The sequence below is a fragment of the Bacillus sp. JNUCC-22 genome, assembly GCF_018861275.1.
In the GTDB taxonomy this organism is placed as follows: domain Bacteria; phylum Bacillota; class Bacilli; order Bacillales; family Bacillaceae; genus Bacillus; species Bacillus velezensis.
In genome coordinates this window covers 37,501-61,075 of sequence record NZ_CP076408.1, presented here as the reverse complement: position 1 = coordinate 61,075, position 23,575 = coordinate 37,501, and the positions used below count along the sequence as shown (strand labels likewise).

29 protein-coding genes (1 of these 29 cut by a window edge) are annotated in these 23,575 nt (G+C 44.6%); 1 reads left to right on the top strand and 28 read right to left on the bottom strand.

Going from position 1 to position 23,575, the window contains the following annotated elements:
* Positions 1 to 54 precede the first annotated feature (54 nt).
* The 17 genes from JNUCC22_RS00335 to metG form a co-directional block, all read right to left on the bottom strand.
* Positions 55 to 285 carry an anti-sigma-F factor Fin gene (locus JNUCC22_RS00335; protein WP_004264650.1) on the bottom strand — a complete coding sequence of 77 codons (231 nt, stop codon included), beginning with the start codon at positions 283 to 285 and terminating at the stop codon, positions 55 to 57.
* Between the two features lie 61 nt (positions 286 to 346).
* A complete protein-coding gene (pth, locus tag JNUCC22_RS00330) occupies positions 347 to 913 on the bottom strand; it encodes an aminoacyl-tRNA hydrolase (protein ID WP_007409930.1) in 567 nt (188 codons plus the stop codon).
* Between the two features lie 84 nt (positions 914 to 997).
* Positions 998 to 1,606 (bottom strand): 50S ribosomal protein L25/general stress protein Ctc, encoded by a 609-nt coding sequence (locus JNUCC22_RS00325; RefSeq protein ID WP_108725196.1) that lies wholly within the window; start codon positions 1,604 to 1,606, stop codon positions 998 to 1,000.
* Between the two features lie 84 nt (positions 1,607 to 1,690).
* Positions 1,691 to 2,644, bottom strand: a complete 954-nt coding sequence (locus tag JNUCC22_RS00320; protein ID WP_007409928.1) for a ribose-phosphate diphosphokinase — start codon at positions 2,642 to 2,644, stop codon at positions 1,691 to 1,693.
* 21 nt (positions 2,645 to 2,665) lie between these two features.
* The gene (gene glmU, locus JNUCC22_RS00315) at positions 2,666 to 4,036 is read right to left on the bottom strand and encodes a bifunctional UDP-N-acetylglucosamine diphosphorylase/glucosamine-1-phosphate N-acetyltransferase GlmU (RefSeq protein WP_004264658.1); all 1,371 of its coding nucleotides are present in this window, start codon (positions 4,034 to 4,036) and stop codon (positions 2,666 to 2,668) included.
* Between the two features lie 191 nt (positions 4,037 to 4,227).
* The gene (spoVG, locus tag JNUCC22_RS00310) at positions 4,228 to 4,521 is read right to left on the bottom strand and encodes a septation regulator SpoVG (RefSeq protein ID WP_004264660.1); all 294 of its coding nucleotides are present in this window, start codon (positions 4,519 to 4,521) and stop codon (positions 4,228 to 4,230) included.
* A gap of 195 nt (positions 4,522 to 4,716) precedes the next feature.
* On the bottom strand, positions 4,717 to 5,097 hold the full coding sequence (ridA, locus tag JNUCC22_RS00305; RefSeq protein ID WP_004264663.1) for a 2-iminobutanoate/2-iminopropanoate deaminase: 381 nt from the start codon (positions 5,095 to 5,097) through the stop codon (positions 4,717 to 4,719).
* Positions 5,094 to 5,951 (bottom strand): pur operon repressor, encoded by an 858-nt coding sequence (gene purR, locus JNUCC22_RS00300; protein WP_004264666.1) that lies wholly within the window; start codon positions 5,949 to 5,951, stop codon positions 5,094 to 5,096. The genes ridA and purR overlap by 4 nt, the downstream gene beginning before the upstream one ends.
* Positions 5,952 to 6,006: 55 nt before the next feature.
* Positions 6,007 to 6,876: a 4-(cytidine 5'-diphospho)-2-C-methyl-D-erythritol kinase gene (gene ispE / locus JNUCC22_RS00295; RefSeq protein ID WP_007409927.1), complete on the bottom strand. Its 870-nt coding sequence runs from the start codon at positions 6,874 to 6,876 to the stop codon at positions 6,007 to 6,009.
* Between the two features lie 143 nt (positions 6,877 to 7,019).
* Entirely contained in the window at positions 7,020 to 7,208 is a 189-nt protein-coding gene (locus tag JNUCC22_RS00290; RefSeq protein ID WP_011996172.1) for a small, acid-soluble spore protein, alpha/beta type, read from the bottom strand.
* 162 nt (positions 7,209 to 7,370) lie between these two features.
* Positions 7,371 to 7,631, bottom strand: coding sequence for a biofilm formation stimulator Veg (gene veg, locus JNUCC22_RS00285; protein ID WP_003218330.1), 261 nt, complete (start codon positions 7,629 to 7,631; stop codon positions 7,371 to 7,373).
* A 211-nt stretch (positions 7,632 to 7,842) separates the two neighbouring features.
* A complete protein-coding gene (yabG, locus tag JNUCC22_RS00280) occupies positions 7,843 to 8,718 on the bottom strand; it encodes a sporulation peptidase YabG (RefSeq protein WP_004264691.1) in 876 nt (291 codons plus the stop codon).
* Between the two features lie 172 nt (positions 8,719 to 8,890).
* On the bottom strand, positions 8,891 to 9,772 hold the full coding sequence (rsmA, locus tag JNUCC22_RS00275) for a 16S rRNA (adenine(1518)-N(6)/adenine(1519)-N(6))-dimethyltransferase RsmA (RefSeq protein ID WP_015239023.1): 882 nt from the start codon (positions 9,770 to 9,772) through the stop codon (positions 8,891 to 8,893).
* Positions 9,762 to 10,325 carry a ribonuclease M5 gene (gene rnmV, locus JNUCC22_RS00270; RefSeq protein WP_004264696.1) on the bottom strand — a complete coding sequence of 188 codons (564 nt, stop codon included), beginning with the start codon at positions 10,323 to 10,325 and terminating at the stop codon, positions 9,762 to 9,764. The genes rsmA and rnmV overlap by 11 nt, the downstream gene beginning before the upstream one ends.
* Before the next feature lie 134 nt (positions 10,326 to 10,459).
* Positions 10,460 to 11,785, bottom strand: a complete 1,326-nt coding sequence (locus JNUCC22_RS00265) for a resuscitation-promoting factor (protein ID WP_023356663.1) — start codon at positions 11,783 to 11,785, stop codon at positions 10,460 to 10,462.
* A 134-nt stretch (positions 11,786 to 11,919) separates the two neighbouring features.
* Positions 11,920 to 12,687, bottom strand: coding sequence for a TatD family hydrolase (locus tag JNUCC22_RS00260; RefSeq protein ID WP_042635683.1), 768 nt, complete (start codon positions 12,685 to 12,687; stop codon positions 11,920 to 11,922).
* Between the two features lie 76 nt (positions 12,688 to 12,763).
* A complete protein-coding gene (gene metG, locus JNUCC22_RS00255) occupies positions 12,764 to 14,755 on the bottom strand; it encodes a methionine--tRNA ligase (protein WP_216062039.1) in 1,992 nt (663 codons plus the stop codon).
* Between the two features lie 483 nt (positions 14,756 to 15,238).
* Between metG and abrB the strand changes: the two genes are divergently transcribed.
* Complete coding sequence (abrB, locus tag JNUCC22_RS00250) at positions 15,239 to 15,529, top strand: transition state genes transcriptional regulator AbrB (RefSeq protein WP_169510469.1); 291 nt, start codon at positions 15,239 to 15,241, stop codon at positions 15,527 to 15,529.
* 49 nt (positions 15,530 to 15,578) lie between these two features.
* Here abrB and rsmI read toward each other — a convergent pair whose 3' ends face one another.
* From rsmI to JNUCC22_RS00195, 11 genes are all read right to left on the bottom strand, one after another.
* Positions 15,579 to 16,460, bottom strand: a complete 882-nt coding sequence (gene rsmI / locus JNUCC22_RS00245) for a 16S rRNA (cytidine(1402)-2'-O)-methyltransferase (RefSeq protein WP_020953847.1) — start codon at positions 16,458 to 16,460, stop codon at positions 15,579 to 15,581.
* Entirely contained in the window at positions 16,435 to 16,734 is a 300-nt protein-coding gene (locus JNUCC22_RS00240) for a GIY-YIG nuclease family protein (RefSeq protein ID WP_007409921.1), read from the bottom strand. Before JNUCC22_RS00240 ends, rsmI begins: the two co-directional genes overlap by 26 nt.
* Positions 16,721 to 17,464: a tRNA1(Val) (adenine(37)-N6)-methyltransferase gene (locus JNUCC22_RS00235; RefSeq protein WP_007409920.1), complete on the bottom strand. Its 744-nt coding sequence runs from the start codon at positions 17,462 to 17,464 to the stop codon at positions 16,721 to 16,723. The genes JNUCC22_RS00240 and JNUCC22_RS00235 overlap by 14 nt, the downstream gene beginning before the upstream one ends.
* A 60-nt stretch (positions 17,465 to 17,524) precedes the next feature.
* Positions 17,525 to 17,884 carry a replication initiation-control protein YabA gene (gene yabA, locus JNUCC22_RS00230; protein ID WP_004264720.1) on the bottom strand — a complete coding sequence of 120 codons (360 nt, stop codon included), beginning with the start codon at positions 17,882 to 17,884 and terminating at the stop codon, positions 17,525 to 17,527.
* 14 nt (positions 17,885 to 17,898) lie between these two features.
* Positions 17,899 to 18,726 carry a competence/sporulation regulator complex protein RicT gene (ricT, locus tag JNUCC22_RS00225; protein WP_004264723.1) on the bottom strand — a complete coding sequence of 276 codons (828 nt, stop codon included), beginning with the start codon at positions 18,724 to 18,726 and terminating at the stop codon, positions 17,899 to 17,901.
* A 2-nt stretch (positions 18,727 to 18,728) separates the two neighbouring features.
* The gene (holB, locus tag JNUCC22_RS00220) at positions 18,729 to 19,718 is read right to left on the bottom strand and encodes a DNA polymerase III subunit delta' (protein WP_007409919.1); all 990 of its coding nucleotides are present in this window, start codon (positions 19,716 to 19,718) and stop codon (positions 18,729 to 18,731) included.
* A gap of 11 nt (positions 19,719 to 19,729) precedes the next feature.
* Positions 19,730 to 20,170 carry a YaaR family protein gene (locus JNUCC22_RS00215; RefSeq protein ID WP_004264730.1) on the bottom strand — a complete coding sequence of 147 codons (441 nt, stop codon included), beginning with the start codon at positions 20,168 to 20,170 and terminating at the stop codon, positions 19,730 to 19,732.
* Positions 20,171 to 20,182: 12 nt separating this feature from the next.
* A complete protein-coding gene (gene darA, locus JNUCC22_RS00210; RefSeq protein ID WP_004264734.1) occupies positions 20,183 to 20,512 on the bottom strand; it encodes a cyclic di-AMP receptor DarA in 330 nt (109 codons plus the stop codon).
* A 70-nt stretch (positions 20,513 to 20,582) separates the two neighbouring features.
* Complete coding sequence (gene tmk / locus JNUCC22_RS00205) at positions 20,583 to 21,221, bottom strand: dTMP kinase (protein ID WP_007615155.1); 639 nt, start codon at positions 21,219 to 21,221, stop codon at positions 20,583 to 20,585.
* The gene (locus JNUCC22_RS00200) at positions 21,218 to 22,651 is read right to left on the bottom strand and encodes an aminotransferase class I/II-fold pyridoxal phosphate-dependent enzyme (protein ID WP_108654938.1); all 1,434 of its coding nucleotides are present in this window, start codon (positions 22,649 to 22,651) and stop codon (positions 21,218 to 21,220) included. Before JNUCC22_RS00200 ends, tmk begins: the two co-directional genes overlap by 4 nt.
* Before the next feature lie 76 nt (positions 22,652 to 22,727).
* A protein-coding gene (locus tag JNUCC22_RS00195; protein WP_007615151.1) for a toxic anion resistance protein crosses the window boundary here: on the bottom strand, positions 22,728 to 23,575 show its 3' portion. 271 nt of this gene lie beyond the right edge of the window; 848 of the gene's 1,119 nt are visible here — the last part of the coding sequence; its start codon lies off the right edge, out of view — the gene reads right to left on this strand; it ends in the stop codon at positions 22,728 to 22,730.

Here is a 23,575-nt window from a genome sequence, read left to right as displayed (position 1 = left end):
TATTTTCTGCAAGAACAGAAAAACGCTTTGGTCTAGAATCTACACCAAAGCTTCTTATTGAATAAATGTGTTGTGTTCATGGTAGTGCGGATTGCGCTCCAGCGCCTCTTGGCAGTCTTCACAAATTGTAAGAACATGGACATCTCCATTGTCTTTATATGAAATCATATCGTTTCTTTCCTCATTTGTTAAGTGCTGAAATCCAAGTGACTGTGTCGGCACCGTCGAATATTCCAGGCTCCCTACCTTAAAGCCGCAGTGGCGGCAGAAATAATGCAAAGCCATACGTTGGACCTCCTGATGTGAAAAAATCATTTTTCCCTAGTATGGTCTCCCATTATTTATCTTATACATTTGCATTAAATTCGTTCATGACTTCTAAAAATGGTTTCGTTAAGGAAGCTTCGCAGGCTTTTACGGTTTTTGTGACGGCATCATTGATATGCGGCGCTTCTTCCTTCGTAAAAGCTCCCAGTACATAGTCAACGACTTTCATTCCGTTGACGGGGCGGCCGATTCCGATTCTGACCCGGTCAAATTCAGGGGTTCCGAGGTGCTGTATAAGCGATTTAATTCCGTTATGTCCGCCTGCGCTCCCCTTCGTCCGGAGCCTGATTTTTCCCGTCGGAAGATCAAGGTCATCGTATATGACTTTCAGATCTTCATGATCGGCATCATAATAATCCAGTAGCGGCCGCAAACATTCCCCTGATAAATTCATATATGTAAGCGGTTTAACAAGTAGAACTTTTTTTCCGGAAACAAACCCCATTCCGTAAAGTCCGTTGAATTTCGTTTTATTCAATTCAATATTCCATTCTTTAGAAAGCTCGTCAATGGCCATAAAGCCGACATTATGTCTCGTGTTCTCATAGGTTTTCCCGGGGTTACCGAGACCGGCAATCACAAGCATCGTAAATCCTCCCTCAACATCGCTGTAATTCTTCTCATTCTAGCACAAAAGACGTAACCTCGGGCGGGTTACGTCTTAAAGCGCTTATTGATTTTCTCCTTCGGGCTCTTCCCCAGGAGACGGTTCTGCATCTTCTTCGAATGCTTCCTGCTTAGGAGGAAGGATGGAAGCCACGACTTCTTCCGGATCGTTTGTAAATGTATAATTGCCGTCAGCAGTCAGATTTGCGATGGTCAGCACATCATTCATTTCAAGCCCGGAAATATCAACATTGATTGTCTGAGGGATGTCCTTCGGCTTAGCCTTAATCGAAAGCTCATGCAGCGGCTGCTGGATGACGCCTCCGTCTTTGACTCCCTTCGCCTCTCCCGTCAGCTGAATCGGCACCTCGGCCTCCAGCTCCTCACTCATATTCACGACTTGAAAATCGGCGTGCGTCAATTCGTTTTTGAGCGGGTCTGTCTGAAGATCAGTCACCATAACCGATTGCTGATTTCCGTTGACATCAATTGTGATAATCGTGTTTTTTCCTTCGTCCCGCAATGTTTTAAGCAATTCAACACTGTCTAAAGAGACAGGCGTGTTCGTTATTTCTTTACCGTATATAATCCCTGGAACATGTCCTGAATGACGGATTTTCCGAAGCGTCGAACGTTTAAAATCTGTTCTTTCATTTGCTTTTAAAGTTGCCATATTCAGCACCATCCTAATTATCGTTTTATCGTCCTATTAGAACAATACCCACAATAACTGGGATTTAAACCTTAAAGTTTCGGTTTAGCTGAATAAATAGCTGACAGATTGTTTCTCGTGAACGCGGATAATCGCTTCAGCCAGAAGCGGTCCGACAGAAAGCTGCTTAAAGCGTTCGATTTTTTTCTCATCAGGAAGCTTAATGCTGTTCGTTACGACAAGCTCCTTGATTTTAGAGTTATTGATCCGCTCAACGGCAGGACCTGACAGTACAGGGTGCGTACAGCATGCATACACTTCTGCAGCTCCGTTTTCAACCAGCGCGTTAGCGGCAAGTGTGATTGTGCCGGCCGTATCAATAATATCATCGATCAGAATCGCTGTTTTACCTTCCACGTTACCGACGATGTTCATCACTTCTACCTCATTCGGTCTAGGACGGCGTTTGTCGATAATCGCGATCGGCGCTTTCAGACGGTCCGCAAGTTTGCGGGCGCGCGTCACACCGCCGTGGTCAGGAGAAACAATGACGATATCTTTCAAGTCTTTACCTTCAAAGTAATGGCCTAAAATCGGAACACCCATTAAGTGGTCAATCGGAATATCAAAGAAACCTTGAATTTGCGGCGCGTGTAAATCAAGCGCGATCACGCGTGTCGCACCCGCTGTTTCAAGCAGGTTTGCAAAAAGTTTTGCCGTAATCGGTTCACGTGATCTTGCTTTTCTGTCCTGGCGCGCATAACCGTAGTACGGAATGACAATGTTGATTGTTTTCGCGGAAGCGCGCTTTAAAGCGTCAACCATAATCAGCAATTCCATGATGTGCTCGTTGACCGGCGCACTTGTAGACTGAATGATATAGCAATCACAGCCGCGAATACTTTCTTCTATGTTGATCTGGACCTCTCCGTCACTGAATCTTGTAACAGAGCACTTTCCTAATTGAACCCCTACATTATCCGCGATTTCTTTTGCAAGTTCTGGATTTGAATTCAAAGAAAAAATCTTTAAATTCTTATCTCCGTATTCGTTAGACATGGTAAACCTCCGATTTTAGGATTATTTTTTATGAATGTTTTTCACATAATCTTCTTTATTTACTTGTCTTGCTCTGGCAATGGCAAGCGCTTCGCCCGGCACATCTTCAGTTACGGTTGAACCCGCAGCGACGTACGCGCCTTCTCCCACTGTAACAGGAGCGACCAGATTGGAGTTGCAGCCAATAAAGGCGCCGTCTTCAATTTTGGTTAAATACTTTTTCTTCCCATCATAATTGACCGTGATGGAGCCGCAGCCCAGATTCACATCCGTGCCCACTTCGGCATCACCGATATAGCTTAAATGAGATGCTTTGCTTCGGTCGCCGAATTGTGTTTTCTTGATTTCAACAAAGTTTCCGATCTTCACTTCATTGCCGATTGCGGAATCGGGTCTGATGTGAGCAAAAGGACCGATATTTACATCATTCCCAACTTTGCTGCGATTGACAACGGATTGTTTAATCACAGTGCGGCTGCCGATTGAGCTGTCCTCTATCTCAGTGTGGGGGCCGATGACACATTCATCGCCAATTTCAGCTTGTCCCTTTAACACAGTTCCGGGATAAATAACTGTATCTTGTCCGATACGTGCGTCAGGTGAGATGTACGTATTCATCGGATCGATTAAAGTGACTCCGTTCTGCATATGCCGTTTGTTAATACGCTCTTTCATATACATTTCAGCCTGAGAAAGAGCGACTCTATCATTCACTCCGAGCGTCTCTTGGAAGTTACCAGTCTGGTAAGCGGCAACAGTTTCGCCTTCGTCTTTGAGGATTTCGATCACATCCGGCAGATAATACTCGCCTTGGGCATTTTCATTCGAAACCTGTTCGATGACACGAAAAAGAGCCTCGTTATCAAAACAGTACGTTCCCGTGTTAATTTCTTTCACAAGACGTTCTTGCTCCGAAGCATCCTTGTGCTCCACGATTTTTTGAACGGCGCCGTCTTCACTGCGGATGATTCTTCCGTATCCGGCGGGATCGTCGGCAACGGCCGTTAACACCGTGGCTTTTGCACCTTTGTCTGTATGTTCATTCAGCATGGCTTCCATCGTCTCCGCCGTCAGAAGCGGTGTATCGCCGCAAATAACGATCGTGACACCCTTTTCTCCGTGAAGAAATGGTTTTGCCTGTTTGACCGCATGAGCCGTACCGAGCTGTTCTGCTTGGAGAGCGTAATCGCTTTTCTGTCCGAGCTGCTTCTTCACATCTTCGGCGCCGTGTCCTACGATGGTGACAAGCTTCGCTAAAGATAATTTCAGAGCTTCGTCTGCGACGTGCTCTACCATAGGCTTTCCGCATACCGGATGAAGGACCTTGTAAAGCTTCGATTTCATTCTCGTTCCTTTTCCGGCAGCTAAAATCACTGCAAACCGCTTATCCATTTAATGGCCTCCAATATCCCTTTTATCCATAGAAAAATATATCCTAAATAGCTGTTGATTTCAAGAAGACATCAAAAAGTGCAAGAATTTTCTATGTAATCGCTTTATTACTGAAAAATCAGATTTAAAAAAGGACTGCCGGAAAAGGCCTTGTGTCAGCCTTTATCAGCAGTCCTTACATTTTGTTATGTTTAAGAAGCCCCGGCTTCTTCATATTCTAATGCTTCAGAATCACCCAAACGATGATACTCATTTAAAACAGCATCCTGGATCTTGCCCCGCGTGCTGGAATTAATAGGATGAGCAATATCGCGGAATTCTCCATCAGGGGTGCGTTTACTCGGCATCGCAACGAAAAGACCATTGTTTCCATCAATCACACGAATATCATGTACGACAAATTCGTGATCCAGCGTGATGGATGCAATCGCTCTCATGCGACCATCGGTATTCACGCGGCGTAATCTTACGTCAGTAACTTCCACAGTAGTTCACCACCTTTTCCCTATATAAAAGCATTAGTCTAACAATTCCACGATTCTTTTTAAATTCCTGCACGTTTCAAAAAGTTTTTTTGAAAATATAGGATATACATACACAATTAGGTGATAAACCATATTTGGGGATCATATACTGCATAAAAAAAGTGATCCCGGATACCGGAACCACTTTTCTGAGATTTAAGATTTCACCAGCGCAATGACTTCAATTTCCACGAGAGCGTCTTTCGGCAGTCTCGCCACTTCCACACAAGACCTTGCCGGCTTATGTACATCAAAGTATTGTCCGTACACTTCATTCACTTCCGCAAACTGCTCCATATCAGCAATAAACACCGTTGCTTTGACAACCGTCTCGAGAGAAGCGCCCGCTTCTTTCAGCACAGCTTTTAAATTGCTGAACACCTGATGCGTTTGCTCTGTGATATCACCGTTTACCATTTCTCCTTCAGCAGTAAGAGGAATCTGGCCTGAGCTGTAAAACATGTTGTTTACGATGATTCCCTGTGAATATGGCCCGATCGCTGCCGGCGCGTGTTTTGTATGGATTGCTTTTGTCATTTTTCTGTCTCCCCATTCTTTAAATGCTGTTCTTTAAAAAATCGCAGAAAATTGCCGTTTTGAATCTCAATCGTTTTGTCTTTCATATTGATGGTTGAAAGCGTGAGCAGTGACATGTATTCATCGACAAGCCGTTCATTCACTCCCTCGGCTTCAACCAAGACGCCTATTCCCGCAACGTTTGCATTAAACTCATCAAGCAGGCTGATCATGCCGTTAATGGTGCCGCCGGCTTTCATAAAATCGTCAATAATTAAAACGTTCGAACCCGTAGCCAAACTTCTTTTCGCAAGCGACATCGTTTGAATGCGGTTAGACGACCCTGATACATAATTGATGCTCACCGTGGAGCCTTCCGTCACCTTATTGTCTTTTCGCACGATGACAACCGGAACGTTCAGATAACTGGCCGCTGCGTAAGCAAGAGGGATTCCTTTTGTCGCAACGGTCATCACCACATCAATCTCCCGCTCCGCAAAAACGGAAGCAAAAAGCCTGCCTACATGAGAGAGGACAGATGGTTTTCCTAAGATATCCGTTAAATATACATAACCGCCCGGAAGGATACGCTCAGGATTTACTAAAGACTGTCCCAGCTCCTGTATAAACGCTTCTGCTTCAGCCTGTTTCACTTTCGGAATGTATTTGACGCCTCCGGCAGCTCCCGGCACTGTAAGCAGCGTCCCAATGCCTTGCTGTTCAAAGGTCTGTTTAATAATCGTTAAATCTTCACTGATTGATGACTTTGCTGATTGATACCGTTCTGAGAAAAACGTTAACGGTATTAATTCATGCGGATGGGTTAACAAATAATTTGTTAAGTCCACCAATCTGCCGCTGCGACGAAACTTCATGAACTTACCCCCAAAATCCGAATAATTTAAAAATAATATAACTTAACATACGGATTTAATCAAGAGCATTCTGTTCGCCGATCATCCGCACCGCGTACACTTGATCACAGAAACCTCTTAACCCGTTATAAATCCGCTGCACCTTCGATTCGTATTGAACCAAACCGAATACAGTCGGTCCGCTTCCGCTCATTAACACCGCATCAGCGCCGAAGCGTTTCATTTGATTTTTAATCATCGCCACCTCGGGATGGAGGCTGAGCGTAACCGACTCCAATACGTTTCCTAATTGTCCGCATACCTTTTGGAAGCTTTTTTCTTCAATCGCGTCAATCATCGCCTGCACATCGGGATGCCGAACCTGCTGTAAGTTCAGCCGGCGGTACACTTCGGCAGTCGATACCCCGATCGTCGGTTTGGCGAGCACGACCCAGCAATGAGGCGGAGCACTGATGTGCCTGATCTTCTCACCGCGTCCGGTTGCCAGAGCAGTGCCCCCGTATACACAGAAGGACACGTCTGAACCGATTTCAGCTCCAAGCTCCGCGAGCTCTTCGACAGAAAGCTTTAAATCCCAAAGCCTGTTCAGCCCTCTGAGCGTGGCTGCCGCATCGCTGCTTCCGCCGGCAAGCCCTGCCGCTACAGGGATCACTTTTGTAATCATAATGGAAACGCCTTTTTTGACTTGAAATCGTTCTTTAAGCAGTTTGGCTGCCTGATAAGCCAGATTCCTTTGATCATCCGGAACAAAGCGATTATGCGACGCCACTCTGATAACGTTTTCGGGCAGTTCTGTCAGTTCAATCCGATCTGCCAAATCAATTGTCGTCATGATCATCTCCACTTCGTGATAACCATCCGGGCGTTTACTCGTCACATCGAGGGACAGATTGATTTTGGCCGGCGCTTTTTCTAAAATACGCATAGCTTTCACCTACTTCTCCATCTAAACATAAGTATGAACATTGTATCACATTTGGAGACCCGGAGGTACTTATCCGAAATTGAAGCCGGTTTTGACAGCCGATAGAAAAAACCGGGGAACGGATTGTCCCCCGGGCCACTGCATTATCGGTTATTTTGGTTCTGAGCCGCCATCTGCTGTTCGGCAATCTCAATCGCGCGCTTTACCATATTCCCGGCGTCACGCGCCCGAATGCCTCCCCAGCCCTCGTTTTTCACCGTATCGTAAAAACCAAGGTCCTTCGCCAGCTCATATTTGAACTCATCTGACATAACTCCACGACGTCTGCCCAAACGAAACAACCCCTTTTATAGAATTGATCACCATTCGTGCACGCCACGATAAAACATGTGACACTTATAGCTTCCGTTTAATCGGCTGAAACTTTCGAGGGAATAATTAGAAGAGCTTTAGAAGGCAAAACAAAAAGCAGTAAACAAAAGGTTCACTGCCCATTAAAATGCTACTGAGCTTGCCGCATCGTCATTGAATGTCAATTCAACAGTCTCAGTCAGAATATCAGCATAACTGTATGAAACTCTTTCAAACGAATTCTCGTCTTGATCTAGTTGTATCACAAAAACAGAAGGGTACGTCTCAGCTAAAATGCCCGAACGCTCAATCGTTTTTCGGCGGCCGCCGTTTGCTTTTAACGTAAGCCGTTTACCTAAATTCCCATCAAGCGATCTTTTTATATCGGACAACGTCTTCGCCATTGCATCCACCTCACTACATTTATTGTACAACAAGAGCCCAATTTTGTCAAATAAAATTTAAATTATATCAACGTTAATAAGTCATTGTCAACAAAATTATTTTGACAAAATTCTATTGATTTCTGCGTTATTTTTCACAAGTTCCGGAAATTTATGTATCAATTTGTAAAATAATTAACCCGCATAGCGAAATATATGCGGGTTTTATCACTCATCCATTTGATTTATACGGCATACCGACACGCAGCACACCCTTCGTTTCAATTCCTCCCAGCCCTTTCTCTCTCGTCAGCGTATTTCTCAGGACATCCCACACATTGATCCGCTCCATAAACGGAGTGAAGCTGATTTTCGCGACAATATATACCGGGTCAAGCGCATGAATATTGACGCGTGACGGCGAACTTGCGAAATTCGCGCCCGCTCTGATTAAAGACTCGAAATGAGATTGGCAGGCCCCCGCGAATATGACCAGCTGATCCAAATGAGGGACTTTACGCCTCGCTCTTTGAACGGTTTCGACAAAGTGTTTGGAATGCCTGTAGGCGCTTAAATCGTTCACGCCTCCCTTATGCTTGGAATATGCATCATGGCCGGTGATGACTAAAATATCCGGCCTGTATTTATCAAGCAGCTCGTCAATTGATGCCGGCATTTTTTTCTCATGGCAATGAATTCCGTATACCGGCACACCGATTTTTTCATAAAAGTTCAGGCACTTTTTCAAATAGGCCTCATCGCCGTCCAGATGCAATACCTTTCCGGGCATATGAAAGTAGTGCTCCTGATGCTGATATTGATTTGTCGCATAATATTCCTGTTTTTCCCGAAGCAGCTTATAATCCTGGCGGAGCAGCTCGAGAGATTCATTCATCCTGCTTTCATCTCTTTTCTTTCTCATGGCCTGTTCGTCTTTTCTGACAGGCTCCAAATCAGAAAAATCAGCATCCGCAATCAATCTGACTTCGTCACCATGCAGGATGGCAATTGAATTTCCGTTGCTTGTTTGCTCTATACCGATAATGCGAAATAAAACATCCATTTGATAGGATTTCCTGGCTACCATATCTCCTATTTGAAATTGCACGTTACCCACTCCACAAATAGACTAAGCCTCATCATGAAAGAAGTCTTGGCAAATACACCTCTTTCCGCTGCGGCGCTTGATGTTTCAAGCTTTTCTTGCAGTTGAATGAATAAGGTTCTCCTCTAGCCTATGTAGCGGCAGTCCAAGTGGTGACGCAAAACAAAAAGCCCTCTTAGAAAAGGGCTTTATGCAATCCGTTGGACAGGAGCGCGAATTCTTCTATGGACAGGGATTCACCGCGCCGCTTTCCGTCAATATTCGTTTCTTGAAGAACTTCTTCAATTTGAGCTTTTTTCTCTTTTCCGCCCGGAAGATTGTTCACAAGGTTGTTAAGCAAGGTTTTCCGGCGCTGTGCGAAGCTTGCTTTAATCAGCTGGAAGAAAAACGGTTCATTATCGACGTCAACCGCCGGGCCGTCACGAAGCAAGAGACGGATGACGGCAGAATCAACATTAGGCTGAGGCACAAACACCGTTTTCGGGACGGTCATGACGGTTTTGGCCTCCGTATAGAATTGAACCGCAATGGAAAGCGATCCGTACTCCTTAGAAGAAGGATCAGCGGCCATCCGCTCAGCGACCTCTTTTTGCAGCATCACGACAATCCCTTTTAACGGAAGATGTTCTTCCAAGAGCTTCATGATGATCGGCGTCGTCACATAATATGGGAGATTCGCCGTCACCATAATTTCATCACAATCCTGAAAATGCTCTTCAATGACGGATTTGACGTCTGCTTTCAGCACATCTTGATGAATGATCGTTACATTGTCATATGGAGACAGCGTATCATTGAGAATGGGCAGGAGGCGCTGATCAATTTCAAACGCGACGACCTTTTTCGCCCGTTTGGCAAGCTGCTCTGTCAGCGCGCCGATTCCGGGCCCGATTTCAATGACTCCGGTCCGATCCGTAATTTCCGCATGGTCCACAATTCTGTCCAATATATTTGTATCAATTAAGAAATTCTGTCCCAGACTCTTTTTAAAAGAGAAACCGTACTTTTTCAGAATTTCCTTCGTTCTGATAGGTGTCGCGATATCTTTATTGTTCATCCTGTTCCTCCTGCCTCATAGCATCGAGCGCATCAATAAAATCACTTCTTTTGATTTGAAACATTTGCAGCCGTTTTTGAAGCTGCTTGCCGTTTGTATAGCCGATCTTCAGCAGGTCGCCCAATCGTTCGCGGCGTCTTTTGGCAGCCGGTCCGCCGATCAGACCGGCCTGTATGACATCTTCAGCTGAAATCTCACTCGGCTTTGCCTCCATCTCTTCATGCACATTTTCCAGACATGCTCTGATGCTTTCAATGGATGCGTGCTCAACGCCAATGCCGCGCTTGTTTTTCGGTTTGGCAAGATGTTTGGGCAGAAATGCGTGTTTACAGCCGGGTACTGCTTCAGAAATGGTTTTCCGGATCTTTTCCCCCGGAAAATCCGGGTCCGTCAGCACGATGACCCCTCTCGTTTCCTGCGCCAGCCGAATCTGTCTGATGACTTCGTCTCCGATTGCGGAACCGTTTGTCTCGATCGTATCCGCATCAACGGCAAGTTTTATGCGCGCAGTGTCATCGCGTCCCTCGACTACAATAATTTCTTTAATTTTCATTACTTCCTCCAAAAAAACTTTTTATATCCAAAACGAAACCTTTGCTTACATGTCACGTCTAATATACTGAAAATACACTTTACCTATTATAACGAAAAAAACAGAGGGCGCAAAACCCTCTGAGTGAATCGGAATTAATTTAAGATTTTTATTTTGACCTGTTTCTTTCCCCAGCGGTAAGCCGAAGATTTTTCAGGGAAAAAGACATCAATCCGTCTTCCTTTAATGGCTGAGCCTGTATCAGCGGCCACGGCATCCCCGTATCCGTCTACGTGGACTCTTGTGCCGAGCGGAATGACGCTTGGGTCTACCGCAATGACTTTAGCATTCGGATTGCTTGTCAGGTTAACGCCTGTAGCCGTATGGCCGGAACAGCCGCTGCAGCTTGCGGTATAAGCCGTGGAAGACACGGTAATCACTTTACCGGAAGATCCGGTTTCGCCAGAAGATGCCTTCACAGGTGCACTGAGCTGCTCAATCTTGGGACTGTGCCGCTTTGTGCCGACCGCAATGATTTGATCTTTGCTTTTTTCAGATGTTTCTTCTTTAACAAGCTTTCTTGAAACTTCTTTTCCATTTTCTTTGACAACATGAAAATGCTTTTTAAGTTTGCCTTCTTTTCCTTTTTGAACGATCTTTTCTTTCCCGCTGTCGAGAGACGCATCTTCTTTTTCTTTCACTTGATACGCTATTTTTTCCTCAACTACATCGGTGACTTTTTCGATACGAGTGATTTGTATGCCGGCCTGATTTTTTGTGAGCTTTTCGTGTAATGCCGGTTTTACTTTATCTTCGTCTTTCATGTCCATCTTATGCTGCGTTAAAAAGTCAGCGACCGTAGTCGAAGTCGTCCATATTTTCTTTTTCTTTCCCGCATCATTTACAGTGACCTGAAAAGCCGGGTCGACCGTGACTTTCATGCCGTTTGTCACTTTCGTATCTGCTGCTGGATCTATTTTATCGTGCTGATTCACAGGTGTATGCTGTTCGTTCAGAAATGCGCCGACTGTTTTTGCCGTTGACCATAAAGTCTTTTCTTCTCCGCCTCTTGTCACACGGATCTGCTTTGCAGCTTCATACACGACATTCATGTTGTCTGCCAATGCTGTCTGCTTAGACGGGGTAATCCGGTCTTCATTTCTCGTCTCTATATGTAAATCTTCCAGAAGTTCCCCAACCGTTTTTGCATGAGTGCGTATTTGCTTTTTCTTGCCGTTGATAGAAACAGAAACTGATTGTTTTGAGAGCTCATGTGCCCCGTATGCAGTCCCGGTTCCGCCCAGCAGAATAATAGCTGCAATAAGAATAACCTTGCTTTTACCAAGCTTTACGGAAAACAGTTTTTTCATTTTTTGTGTGATGAAAAACGCCTCCTTCTCCTCGGAGAGATTATATAGAGTATCTAAAATGCTGTCAACCCTCCCATCTCGAAGATGAAAAACCTTCAGCGTATCCCTCATTATGCAAAAACAAAGCAAAAAAAGGAAGAGAGACATATCGACAACCTATCTTATGAGGAGAAGGAAGCTTGTAGAACCGTTTTACATATCCACTGAATCGGACAAGCCTTTACACGTTACGACAGCGCATTCTGTCAGTTCATGCGGAAAAGTCTTTTTGCGTTTTCGGTTGTAATTGAGGCAATTTCTTCATATGTCAGCCCTTTTAATTCAGCGAGCTGTTCAGCAACATATTTTACGTAGCTTGGCTCATTTCGTTTACCGCGGAAAGGATGCGGTGTCAGGAAAGGACAGTCCGTTTCAATCAGCAAACGGTCATTCGGAATTTCCTTTGCTACTTCTTTTGGTTTCTTCGCATTTTTGAAGGTAACCGGTCCGCCGAATGAAATATAAAAATTCATATCGATACACTGCCGCGCAACCTCCGCGCTCCCTGTAAAGCAGTGCATAATACCGCCGACTTCTTCCGCCCCCTCTTCTTTCAAAATCGTGACAACATCTTCCGTTGCATCACGATTATGAATGATAATTGGAAGGTTCACTTCTTTGGCGAGAGCGATTTGTTTCCGGAATACTTCTTTCTGAATGTCTTTTGGTGATTTATCCCAGTGGTAATCAAGGCCCATCTCTCCGATTGCCACAACTTTTTCGTGAGAGGACAGTTCCTTAATCCATGATAAATCTTCCTCTGTCATGTCAATTGCGTCTACCGGATGCCAGCCGATCGCAGCGTATATAAAGTCATATTCCTCAATCAGCTCCATCGCACGCGTGATAGTGGGTTTGTCGAATCCGACAACGACGATCCGTTCAACTTTTTCAGCCTTTGCACGCGCAATGACTTCCTCTAAGTCTGTGTCAAATTGCTCGGCATTTAAGTGCGCATGTGTATCAAAAAGCATCATAAAAACTCCTTTCTTGTTGAAAAACAAAAGGTGTTCGACGGAATGTTACACGTGAAACACCTTTTGCATCTATTTATTTAATTCGAGTGCCTTTCGGTAATGACTGGTCGACAGCTACAACTTTGAGAACGCCGTCTGATTCTCCCGCCAGTATCATTCCTTGAGAAAGCTCGCCTCTCAGTTTTACCGGTTTTAGATTCGTTACACAAATGATCTTCATTCCCACAAGCTGATCCGGTGTGTAATGCTTCGCGATACCTGATACAACTTGGCGCTGTTCAAAGCCCAGATCAATTTGCAATTTCAGCAGCCGATCTGCTTTTTTCACCGGCTCTGCGGACAAGACTTCTGCGACGCGAAGTTCTGTATCCATAAATTGATCAAACGTAATTTCAGGAAGACGTTCTGCTTCTTGCGGCTCTTGCGCCTTTTCTTCTTTAGCAGGAGCAGTTCCTTGCATTTTTTGCTTGATGTAAGCTACTTCTTCTTCAGCTTCAAGACGAGGGAAAAGCGGTTCCCCTTTTTTCACTTTCGCGTTCTTCAATTGGCCGAATGTCTGAATGCTGTCCCATGCTTTAAGAGACTGATCCTCAACTCCGAGCTGGGCAAACATTTTTTCAGGCGTTTGTGTCAAGAAAGGCTGGAGCAATACGGCTGAGATACGTAAAGATTCAGCTAAATGATACATGACGGAACATAATTCTTTTTCTTTTTCCTGGTCTTTAGCAAGCACCCACGGAGCAGTTTCATCAATATATTTGTTCGTACGGCTGATTAATTGCCATAGCGTTGATAAAGCGACTGAAAACTCCATGTTTTCCATTGCCTTTTCATAAGCTTTAACCGTTTCACCGGCTACAGAAGAAAGCTCTGAATCAAAATCGGTCACATTTCCTTCATATGAACCAATCTCACCGTCAAAATATTTTTGGATCATCGCGACTGTACGATTCAGAAGGTTTCCTAAGTCGTTCGCCAAGTCATAATTAATCCGTTCTACGAAACCTTCCGGCGTAAAGACACCGTCTGAACCGAACGGTACTTCGCGAAGCAGGTAATAGCGAAGCTCATCCAAGCCGTAGCGTTCAATTAACGTTACCGGATCAACGACATTTCCTTTTGATTTCGACATTTTTCCGTCTTTCATCAATAACCAGCCATGCGCGAATACTTGCTTAGGCAGCGGGAGATCAAGCGCCATCAGCATAATCGGCCAGTAAATGGTATGAAAACGGACAATTTCTTTACCGACAAGGTGGACGTCAGCCGGCCAGTACTTTTTGTAAAGCTCATCATTTTCCGTATCGTAACCGAGCGCTGTAATATAGTTGAACAGTGCGTCAATCCATACATACACGACATGCTTCGGATTTCCCGGCACTTTTACGCCCCAGTCGAACGTCGTTCTGGAAACGGCCAAGTCTTCAAGCCCCGGTTTAATGAAGTTGTTAATCATTTCATTTTTGCGTGATTCAGGCTGGATGAAAGAAGGATTTTCCTCATAAAACTTCAGCAGGCGGTCTGCGTATTTGCTCATGCGGAAGAAGTATGACTCCTCTTTGATTAATTCGACCGGATGGCCGCTGTCCGGGCTTTTTCCGCCGACAACCTCACCCTTCTCATTTCTTTCTACATCCACCAGCTGTGTTTCCGTATAGAATGTTTCATCAGGTATGCTGTACCAGCCCTCATACTCATCCAGGTAAATGTCACCATTATCAAGAAGTTTTTGAAACACTTTCTCGATAATTTCTTTGTGCCGGCTTTCCGTCGTCCGGATGAAATCATCGTGAGAAATGTCGAGCTGCTTCCATAGTTTTTGGATTTCAGCAACTGCACGATCCACATAAGCTTGAGGCGTGATATTCTCTTCCTCCGCTTTCTGCTGGATTTTCTGTCCGTGCTCATCCGTTCCGGTTAAGTAGCGTACGTCAAATCCTTTTAATCTTTTGTAACGCGCCATCGCATCGCCGGCCACGGTAGTATAAGCATGGCCGATATGTAATTTTCCGCTCGGATAATATATCGGGGTTGTAATATAAAAAGTATTATTGTCTTGCGGCATGTTGCAACCTCCCATTCAGAATGTCGAAAAGCTCACGCCCAAAGGACGAGAGCGGTTTTATTTGATATACAATATTGATATTTGTCCTCTATCTATGATACCATCTTAGCCTTTAAGATCAAGGATATATACGTACTGCGCGTAAAAGAGTAAATAAAATTAAAAATTTTTATTGAAATTAAAAAAAGTCTTAACATGTCGAAATTTGTCGTATATAATCTACTAATATAAAACTTCTTGGTTCGAAAGTCTTGATTTAAAAGGATTTTCAGTAGGATAATAGGTTCGAAAAAGCAGTCAAAAAGCCTGTTATTTCAGGATTTCCAAGGCTTTACTTACTATAAGAACTAATTCTTACAATCAATAGTAAACAAAAAGATTGACGATTATTGGAAACCTTGTTATGCTAGGAATGTAAGGAATTTTGTCGAATAATGACGAAGAAAAATATAAACTACAAAATAATTATCTCTCGGGAGGAGACTGTTAATGAAATCTACTGGTATCGTACGTAAAGTTGATGAACTTGGACGCGTCGTTATCCCTATCGAACTTCGCCGTACACTGGGCATCGCAGAAAAAGACGCTCTTGAAATTTATGTTGATGATGAAAAAATCATCCTTAAAAAATATAAACCAAACATGACTTGCCAAGTAACTGGTGAAGTTTCTGATGATAACCTTAAACTTGCCGGCGGCAAATTGGTACTCAGCAAAGAAGGCGCTGAGCAAATCATCTCTGAAATTCAAAACCAGCTTCAAAACCAAAAATAAGCTATTTCATACAAAAACCGTTCTTGTTACGATACAAGAACGGTTTTTTTTATGATTGAATGTGATAAGCGTCATAAATCTCGCGTTTCGGAACGCCCCGATCTACCGCTGTTTGTTTTATGGCCTGTTTGGAAGATGCTCCTTCGTTTATGTAATGCTCCACATGCTCTTTCTCAGAAAGCTCCGTCCACCAAGGCTTTTCCTCTTCATCTGGTTCAGCGGTTTGATTTCCTTCGACAACGAGACAGAACTCACCGCGGATTTGATCTTCATTTGCCCATTCCATCACCTCGGCGATGGTTCCTCTGATGAATTCCTCGTACTTTTTCGTTAATTCTCTCGTGACGGCGATGGTTCGATTACCCAAAACGTCATGCATTGCTATTAATGTTTCTTTTAATCTGTGCGGCGCTTCGTAAAATATCATCGTTTCCTGCCGTTTTTTCAGGATTTCGAGTTCTTTCTTCTTTTCTTTTTTCTGTCTGTTTAAAAATCCGTAGAAGAAAAACGGCTGCGGGGTGATGCCTGATGCGGTCAGCGCGGTTAATGCCGCATTAGCACCCGGGAGCGGAACGACATATCCGCCGATTTGGGTGAAATCTCTCACAATCTCAGCCCCCGGGTCGGAAATTGTCGGCATGCCGGCATCACTGACCAATGCCACATTCTTTCCGCTTTTCAGCCATTCAATGATTTTATGGCCGCTGCTTTCTTTATTATGTTCATGATAGCTGATGAGAGATGTTTCTATGTCATAAACATGGCACAGCTTTTTCGTCTGTCTCGTATCTTCGGCAGCTATGACATCGGCCGATTTCAGCGTCTCTACTGCACGAAAGGTCATGTCCTCCAAATTGCCGATCGGTGTAGGAACAAGGTACAGAGTTCCCATTTCAGATTTTCCGTTAAAACTCATCTGGCGTCTTAACATATACAGCCTCCTTGCTGCGTCGTTTTTCTTCTATATATTGCTCTTTTTTCTTTCGGGTCAGCTGCTTAAAACGGTATTCCGCCTGCATCGCTTCCCGTTTTGTTTCAAATGATTCCGCATGGCATAACGAAACCGGCCTACGCGCCCTTGTGTACTTCGCGCCCTTTCCCTCATTGTGAGTTTTCAGCCGTTTTTGCAGATCATTTGTATAACCGGCATACAGACTGTTGTCATTGCACAGCAGCACATAAAAGAAATGACTATTTGTCTCCATATAAAATCGTGCGGATCTCTTTCGTATATTCATTTTGTTCATTGTATACGAACAGCGGGGGAAGAATTTTGAGATCAGGGCGGCCGCCTTTAATTCCTTCAACCAAAATGGTATTCGCTTCTTTACCTTGTTTCGGATAAATAAACTGAACCCGTTTCGGTTCTATTCGGTACGCTTTCATTAATTCAAAGATTTCCAAAAGCCTCCCCGGCCGATGAACGAGAGCCGCTTTTCCGCCTTGCTTCAGCAGTTTGCTGCTGACGGAAATCACATCTTCAAGCGTGCAAAGAATTTCGTGCCTTGCGATTCTGAGATGCTCGTTCAGGTTCTGCTCCGCCTCTTTCGGTGTTTTAAAATAAGGCGGATTGCAGGTGACAATATCATATTTATTATGTCCGAGTCTTTCCGGCATATTTTTCAGATCATCATGAATGAGACTGATCTGACCGCCCAGCCCGTTGTATTCCACGCTTCGGAGCGCCATATCATACAAGCGTTCCTGAATTTCAACCCCGGTGATATCAGCTTTTGACCTTGTGCTGAGCAAAAGCGGCACAATGCCGTTCCCCGTGCATAAATCAACGATGTTCCCCTTTTGAATCGGAACGTATGCAAACTTAGACAGCAGCACGGCATCTAATGAAAAAGCGAAAACCGTCGGACTCTGTACTATTTTCATATCCTCTGCTAATAAGTAATCCAATCTTTCATCATCACGTAATGAAACCATAATCTTATTCCTTTCGGCACTCTTTGAAAAAGGCTTCCGACATCAGCGGAAGCCTTTTCCTTATTTTTTATTTAAGAAGGACAGACAAAAAAGGCAATCTCCCTTGCGGACGCTCCCATAATGGACGTTGCAAATATGAAAGCCTTCTTGATACAGCCGGGCCAGATTGTCGTACCCTTCTCCTATATCACTCTGCTCTGCCTTCTGTGTTTTTGTTTCTTTCTGATCGGCTTTGAATTTCTCAATTTGCTCTGTCGTATCATCAAGCCGCTTACGCAAATGCTTATTTTCAAGCTGAAGATGGTGATTCTCTTCAATCATTTCGCCGATATGCTGCTTTAAGTCACCCAGCTGACGGTACAGCGAACCGATTTGTTCCTCCAGGTTTATGACAGTATCAAATAACTCTTTTTTATCCAAGGTTCCACACCTCGTTAATCTGTGGTTTGTGCGGATACGACGCCCTCTTCCAAGAGCTCTTCCCAAGTATATTCTATCACTTTTTCACGATTCTTCAGTTCCACCTGAAGCACCCGTTCCAGAATATTAAGACCGACAACCTTTGCGGGGCCGTTTGCCGTCGTAATCATTTCGCCTAAATCCGGCAGCTGTTCTTTTGCCGTCTCATACTCATCATTTTCGTACTTCAAACAGCACATCAAACGGCCGCACAGACCGGAAATCTTCGTTGGGTTCAACGATAAATTTTGATCCTTCGCCATTTTGATGGACACCGGTTCAAAATCACCGAGGAACGTGGAGCAGCAAAGCATTCTCCCGCATGGTCCGATACCGCCGAGCATTTTCGCCTCGTCCCTCACCCCGATTTGGCGCAATTCGATTCTCGTTTTAAAGATAGAAGCCAAGTCTTTGACCAATTCCCTGAAATCAACCCGTCCGTCTGCTGTAAAGTAAAAAATGACTTTATTGCGGTCAAATGTAAACTCAACATCAACCAGCTTCATATCTAAGCCGTGGTCAGCCACTTTTTTCTGACAGACTTCAAAAGCGGACAGGGCCTCTTGTTTGTTTTCTTCTACAATGAGAAGATCGCGTTCATCAGCAACGCGTATGACCTTTCGAAGCGGAAGCACAACATCATGCTCGTCCACTTGTTTATTTGCGATGACAACCTGCCCGTATTCGACACCTCTTACGGTTTCAACAATGACGCAGCTGTCTTGTTCTATATCAAATCCGTTCGGATCAAAATAATAAATTTTCCCCGCTTTTTTAAAGCGGACGCCTATTACGTTGTACAAGCTTATCCCTCCTGCAACGTTAACACCAAGTGCTCCATTAATCCCTGCACATTCACATTGGAATGAAGCCGTTTTTTTGCTTCTAAAACAGCGAGAATTTGGTTCGTAACGCTTTGTTGTGTAAATTGCAGCGCATGCTGTTTTATTGATTGGAATAAGTCTTGATAAATCAGTTTATCTTCATTTCCAATTTGGATGGATAATACATCACGGTATATCAATAAGAGCATATCAAGACCCATTTCTTGATGGGTTTTTTCTTTGAAAAAGGGCACCCACTGATCCTGAATGAAGAAAAAGGCATGTCCTTTCCGCTGATGTAAGACTTCATACAATTTTATCACTTTCGCTCTGGACTCTGCAAACTCATCATTTCGACTTAATTCGACTGCTTCCGCAATATTATTTGTCATATTTGCTAAGAGCCGGGCCATGTGAGGGCTCACTTCCTGTTCAATCAGTCTTTCTTCTATGGCTTTCGGTTGAAGCGGCTGGAACGGGAGAACCTGACATCTCGAAACGATGGTATCCAGTATTCGGTGGAGCTGCTCAGTAATAAGAATTGCGATGGTGTCTTGACTCGGCTCCTCTAAAAATTTCAGCAGACTGTTTGCTGCATTTGTCGTCATTTGATCCGCATGGGATATAATGTACAGCTTTTTATGCGATTCCAGTCCTGTTTTAGAAAACTCTTCCTGAAGCGATTGGATCTGAGCCTTTTTAATGGATAATCCGTCGGGCTGAACCACATGGAGGTCGGGATGGTTTCCGGATTCAATACGCTTACAGTTCCGGCACTCCCCGCAAGGCTCAGTCCCGTCTTCAAGGCAAAAAAAGCTTTTTGCGAGAAGCAGTGCGGCATCCAATTTGCCCGTTCCTTTTTTGCCTTCAAACAGATATGCGTGAGAAAGCCTTTTCTTTTCAATGCTGTTATGCAAAAGCCGCATCACTCTGGGCTGCTGCCCGGTCATTTCCTTCCATGATATTGCCATTGTATCACTCTCTATGTGTAAAGGTTAATCAATAAACCTTTTATTTCTCCGATTCGATCCAGCAAATCAATTGCCGGTTTTTCCTGATCTAACATTTCTTCCGTCAGCTGAAGCAGTTTTTCATCTATTTCTTTCACAAGCCCCAGAGTCCGGCTGCTGCCGTACAGGTCAAAGCTTTTCTCCGTCTCATGCGATAATCCGCTGTCTACGGCCTCTTTTACAAAACGTTTTACCAATCCTTTGAATTTCGCTAAGTCTTTGAAGTTTCTCGACTTCGTCAGCCTTTTCCCGAACGTTTCTATATCCGTTAAGAACCTGCTCAGCTGATCAAATTTCAGCTTGCTGCTTTGGCTGTCCATTGAACTTTTAAACGTTCCGGAAAGCTCTGCCGCTTTATAAGCAGGCTGCTGCTTTTTCTCAATAAATGTACGTAAGTCAGAATTTATTTTCACGTCGTCAAATCCTTAAAATTGATGAAATTCATCGACCGGGAGAACAAAGACCGTCGCTCCGCCGACTTCCACTTCGACGGGATATGGAACGTAGGAATCCGCATTCCCGCCCATCGGGGATACCGGGGCAATCATCTGATCACGTTTACAGCCATTCTCTTTAATAAGGCTGAGCGCCTTATCGACACGGATATCTTCCACCCCGATCATAAACGTCGTATTGCCTGATTTAAGGAATCCGCCTGTTGTCGCAAGCTTCGTCACCCGGAAGTTGTGGTCGGTTAATACTTTCAAAAGCCTGTTGCTGTCCTGATCCTGCACCACTGCCACTATTAGTTTCATTCTCTAGGCCCCCTTTAGGTTGGAAAGAACATTGTCGTTACATTCATTATAGCAACTTATGAGAAACAGGTCACAACTGAATTTTTTTCAATGCTTCATTTATCACTTGAAGTGCGTCCTGAATGACGAGTTCCTTCTTTTTCGAAGCGTCGATTGTATGAAATCTTTCCGGAAAACGCTGCATGACCTTTTGGTATCCTTCCCGTACTTTTGTGTGAAAGTGCAGGGCCTCAAGATCGAGACGATTCTTCTCTCTTGAATCATTCGACGTAATCCGTTTCAACCCTTCTTCCGGCTCAATAGAAAAATAGATGGTGACATCAGGCATCGTATCGCCGATTGCAAACTGGTTGATAGAAAGGACTTCATCAATGCCGAGCCCTCTCGCATAGCCTTGATAAGCCAGCGAACTGTCGATGAAACGATCGCACAGCACAATGCGGCCTTCTTTCAATGCAGGCTGCACCTTTTCGGCTAAATGCTGTCTTCTCGCCGCGGCGTAAAGCAGCGCCTCCGTTTTTGCATCCATCAGTGTATTGTTTTTATTTAAGATCACTTCTCTGATCTGTTCCGCAATGTCGATGCCGCCCGGTTCTCTTGTCGCTGTCACCGGGAGCCCCTCTGCCGACAGAATCTCTTTCATTTCCTGAAGCACAGTCGTTTTCCCTGCACCTTCAGGACCTTCAAATGTTATAAATAAACCGCTCATGATTTCTCCTCTTCTATATAGACAAGTAATTGTTCCCCGTTTAACAAGCCTTGAATATGCGCGTCCATGCCGATTAAACGGGAAAGCTTTTGTACGATCTCTTCTGTTATCCGTTCTCCGTCCATGATCAGCGGAATTCCCGGCGGATAAGGAATAATGTTGCCCGCATGCAAGCGCCCGGCCGCCTTATTTATATCTGTAAGCTCTTTTTTAAACTTCCGCATCTCATTTTGCGGGTATTCAAGTGTCGATATGGACGGAAATGTCCATCTCACGGCATCCGGCAATTTATCGGGCGGTGTATTCTCCAGTTTCTGCTGTATGTTTCTTACGGCTGCCTGTTCTATCATCCGCCGGCCGCCTATCGGCAGCACGAGCAATACTTGGTACTCGTCAGCCAGCTCGGCAACAATGCCTTCACTCTCCAAAATGCGTTGTAATGAATAGCCGGAATGTCCGAGCTTTGACCGAAGAATTAATTTTAACGGGTCCGCCCGCAGTCCATATCCGGAAGGCTCGATTATTTCAATAGAAGAAATTGATGCGAATCTTCGTTTGATTTTCTCAATGTGCTCCATATGAACGGGAAGTGTCCCTTTTTCAGCAATATCCTGCACATAAGCGCGCGCCGTATCTAAAGATGCCATAATCGGGTATGACGGGCTGCTGCTTTGCAAACTGCTTATATAATAAGTTAATCGATCTCTGTCAATTCTGGTGCTGTTCAAATGAAAGTAAGACCCCATTGTCATAGCCGGAAGCGTTTTATGAGCCGATTGAACAACGGCGTCCGCCCCCATAGCCAATGATGAAGGCGGGAAAGGCTGGCCTAACACAAAGTGAGCCCCATGAGCCTCATCCACCAGTACAGGAACGCCGTATGAATGGGCTTTGTTAACTGCCGCAGTCAAATCGGCGGCGTGTCCGTAGTAAGTCGGATTGGTCAGAACAAGTCCTTTCGCGTTCGGATATGACGCCAGCGCTTTTTCGATGACTGAAAGGGATACATGTGCCGGTACATGCATGTTTTCATCGATTTCCGGTGCCAAATAAACCGGCTTGGCTCCGGCCAATGCCGCCGCATGAAAAACAGACTTGTGACAATTACGCTGGATCAGAATCGGTTCACCCGGTTCACAAACAGCTAAAATCATCGCCAGATTGCCGGCGGTCGTTCCATTGACGAGAAAGAAACTTTCCTGAGAGCCGTAAAATCTGCTCACCAATTCCTGCGCTTCCTTAATGACCCCCGTCGGGTGATGCAAGTCATCAAGACCCGTGATCTCAGTCATATCAATAGATAAAAGAGATTGATATACAGATTTGGCTTCATCAAAAAAGACATCTCCATTGTGATGTCCCGGAACATGAAAAGAATACGTATTTCGGTGCGCATGCTTCATCAGCGCTGTATATAAAGGTGTGTCCATTTTTAAACAAATCCTTTGCCTGTCTTTCTTATTATATCGTGACTGCGAGCCAACTTAAAGCTAAGACTTTTGCCATCTAGCCGTTATCCCGGCCGGACCTCATATCAAGCAGCTTCTTTTTTAAATCGCCTTCCATGATAACAAGCTCCTCCTCGGCACGCCTGCGTTTCATCCTGCCTTCTTCTTGAATAGACATGATTTCTTCAAGTGTGCTGACTAAGCTTTCCTGCACTTTTTTGAGGGTTTCTGCCTCAACAAGTCCGCGCTCATTGGCTTTGGCGGTCTCGACTGTACTTGTTTTCAGAAGTTCGGCGTTTTTCAGCAGCAATTGATTTGTCGTATCCGCCGCCTTCTGCTGCACATCTGCCGCACTCCGCTGCCTCATAAGCGTCAGCGCGATGGCGACTTGATTCTTCCATAAAGGAATAGCTGTAACAATGGAGGACTGAATTTTCTCTGCCAGTGCCTGATTCGTGTTTTGAATCAGGCGGATTTGCGGCGCACTCTGAAGCGTAATCTGCCTGCTCAGCAGCAGATCATGCACCCTCTTATCCAGACGGTCAGCAAACTGGCGAAGATCATTCACTTCCTGCGCGGCCATTTGATTGTGTTCTTGTAATTCGGCTTTTCTTGCCGCTTCGGGTATCAGCTTTGTTTTCAGCTCATCTATTTTTAATTCCCCCGCTGCTATATACATAGTTAAATCAGAAAAGTATTGTTTATTTTGGGCGTACAGCTGATCTAACAATTTATTGTCACTCAACAGCACATTTTTAGAATGTTCCAGCCTTCTGCTGATACGGTCAATCTGCACACTTGTCTTTTGATATTTCGAAAGCACTTCCTGTACAGAACCGGACATCCTTTTAAACAGCCGGGCGATAAACCCTTTGTTCTTCATCTGCAGATCATCAGGGTTGACCT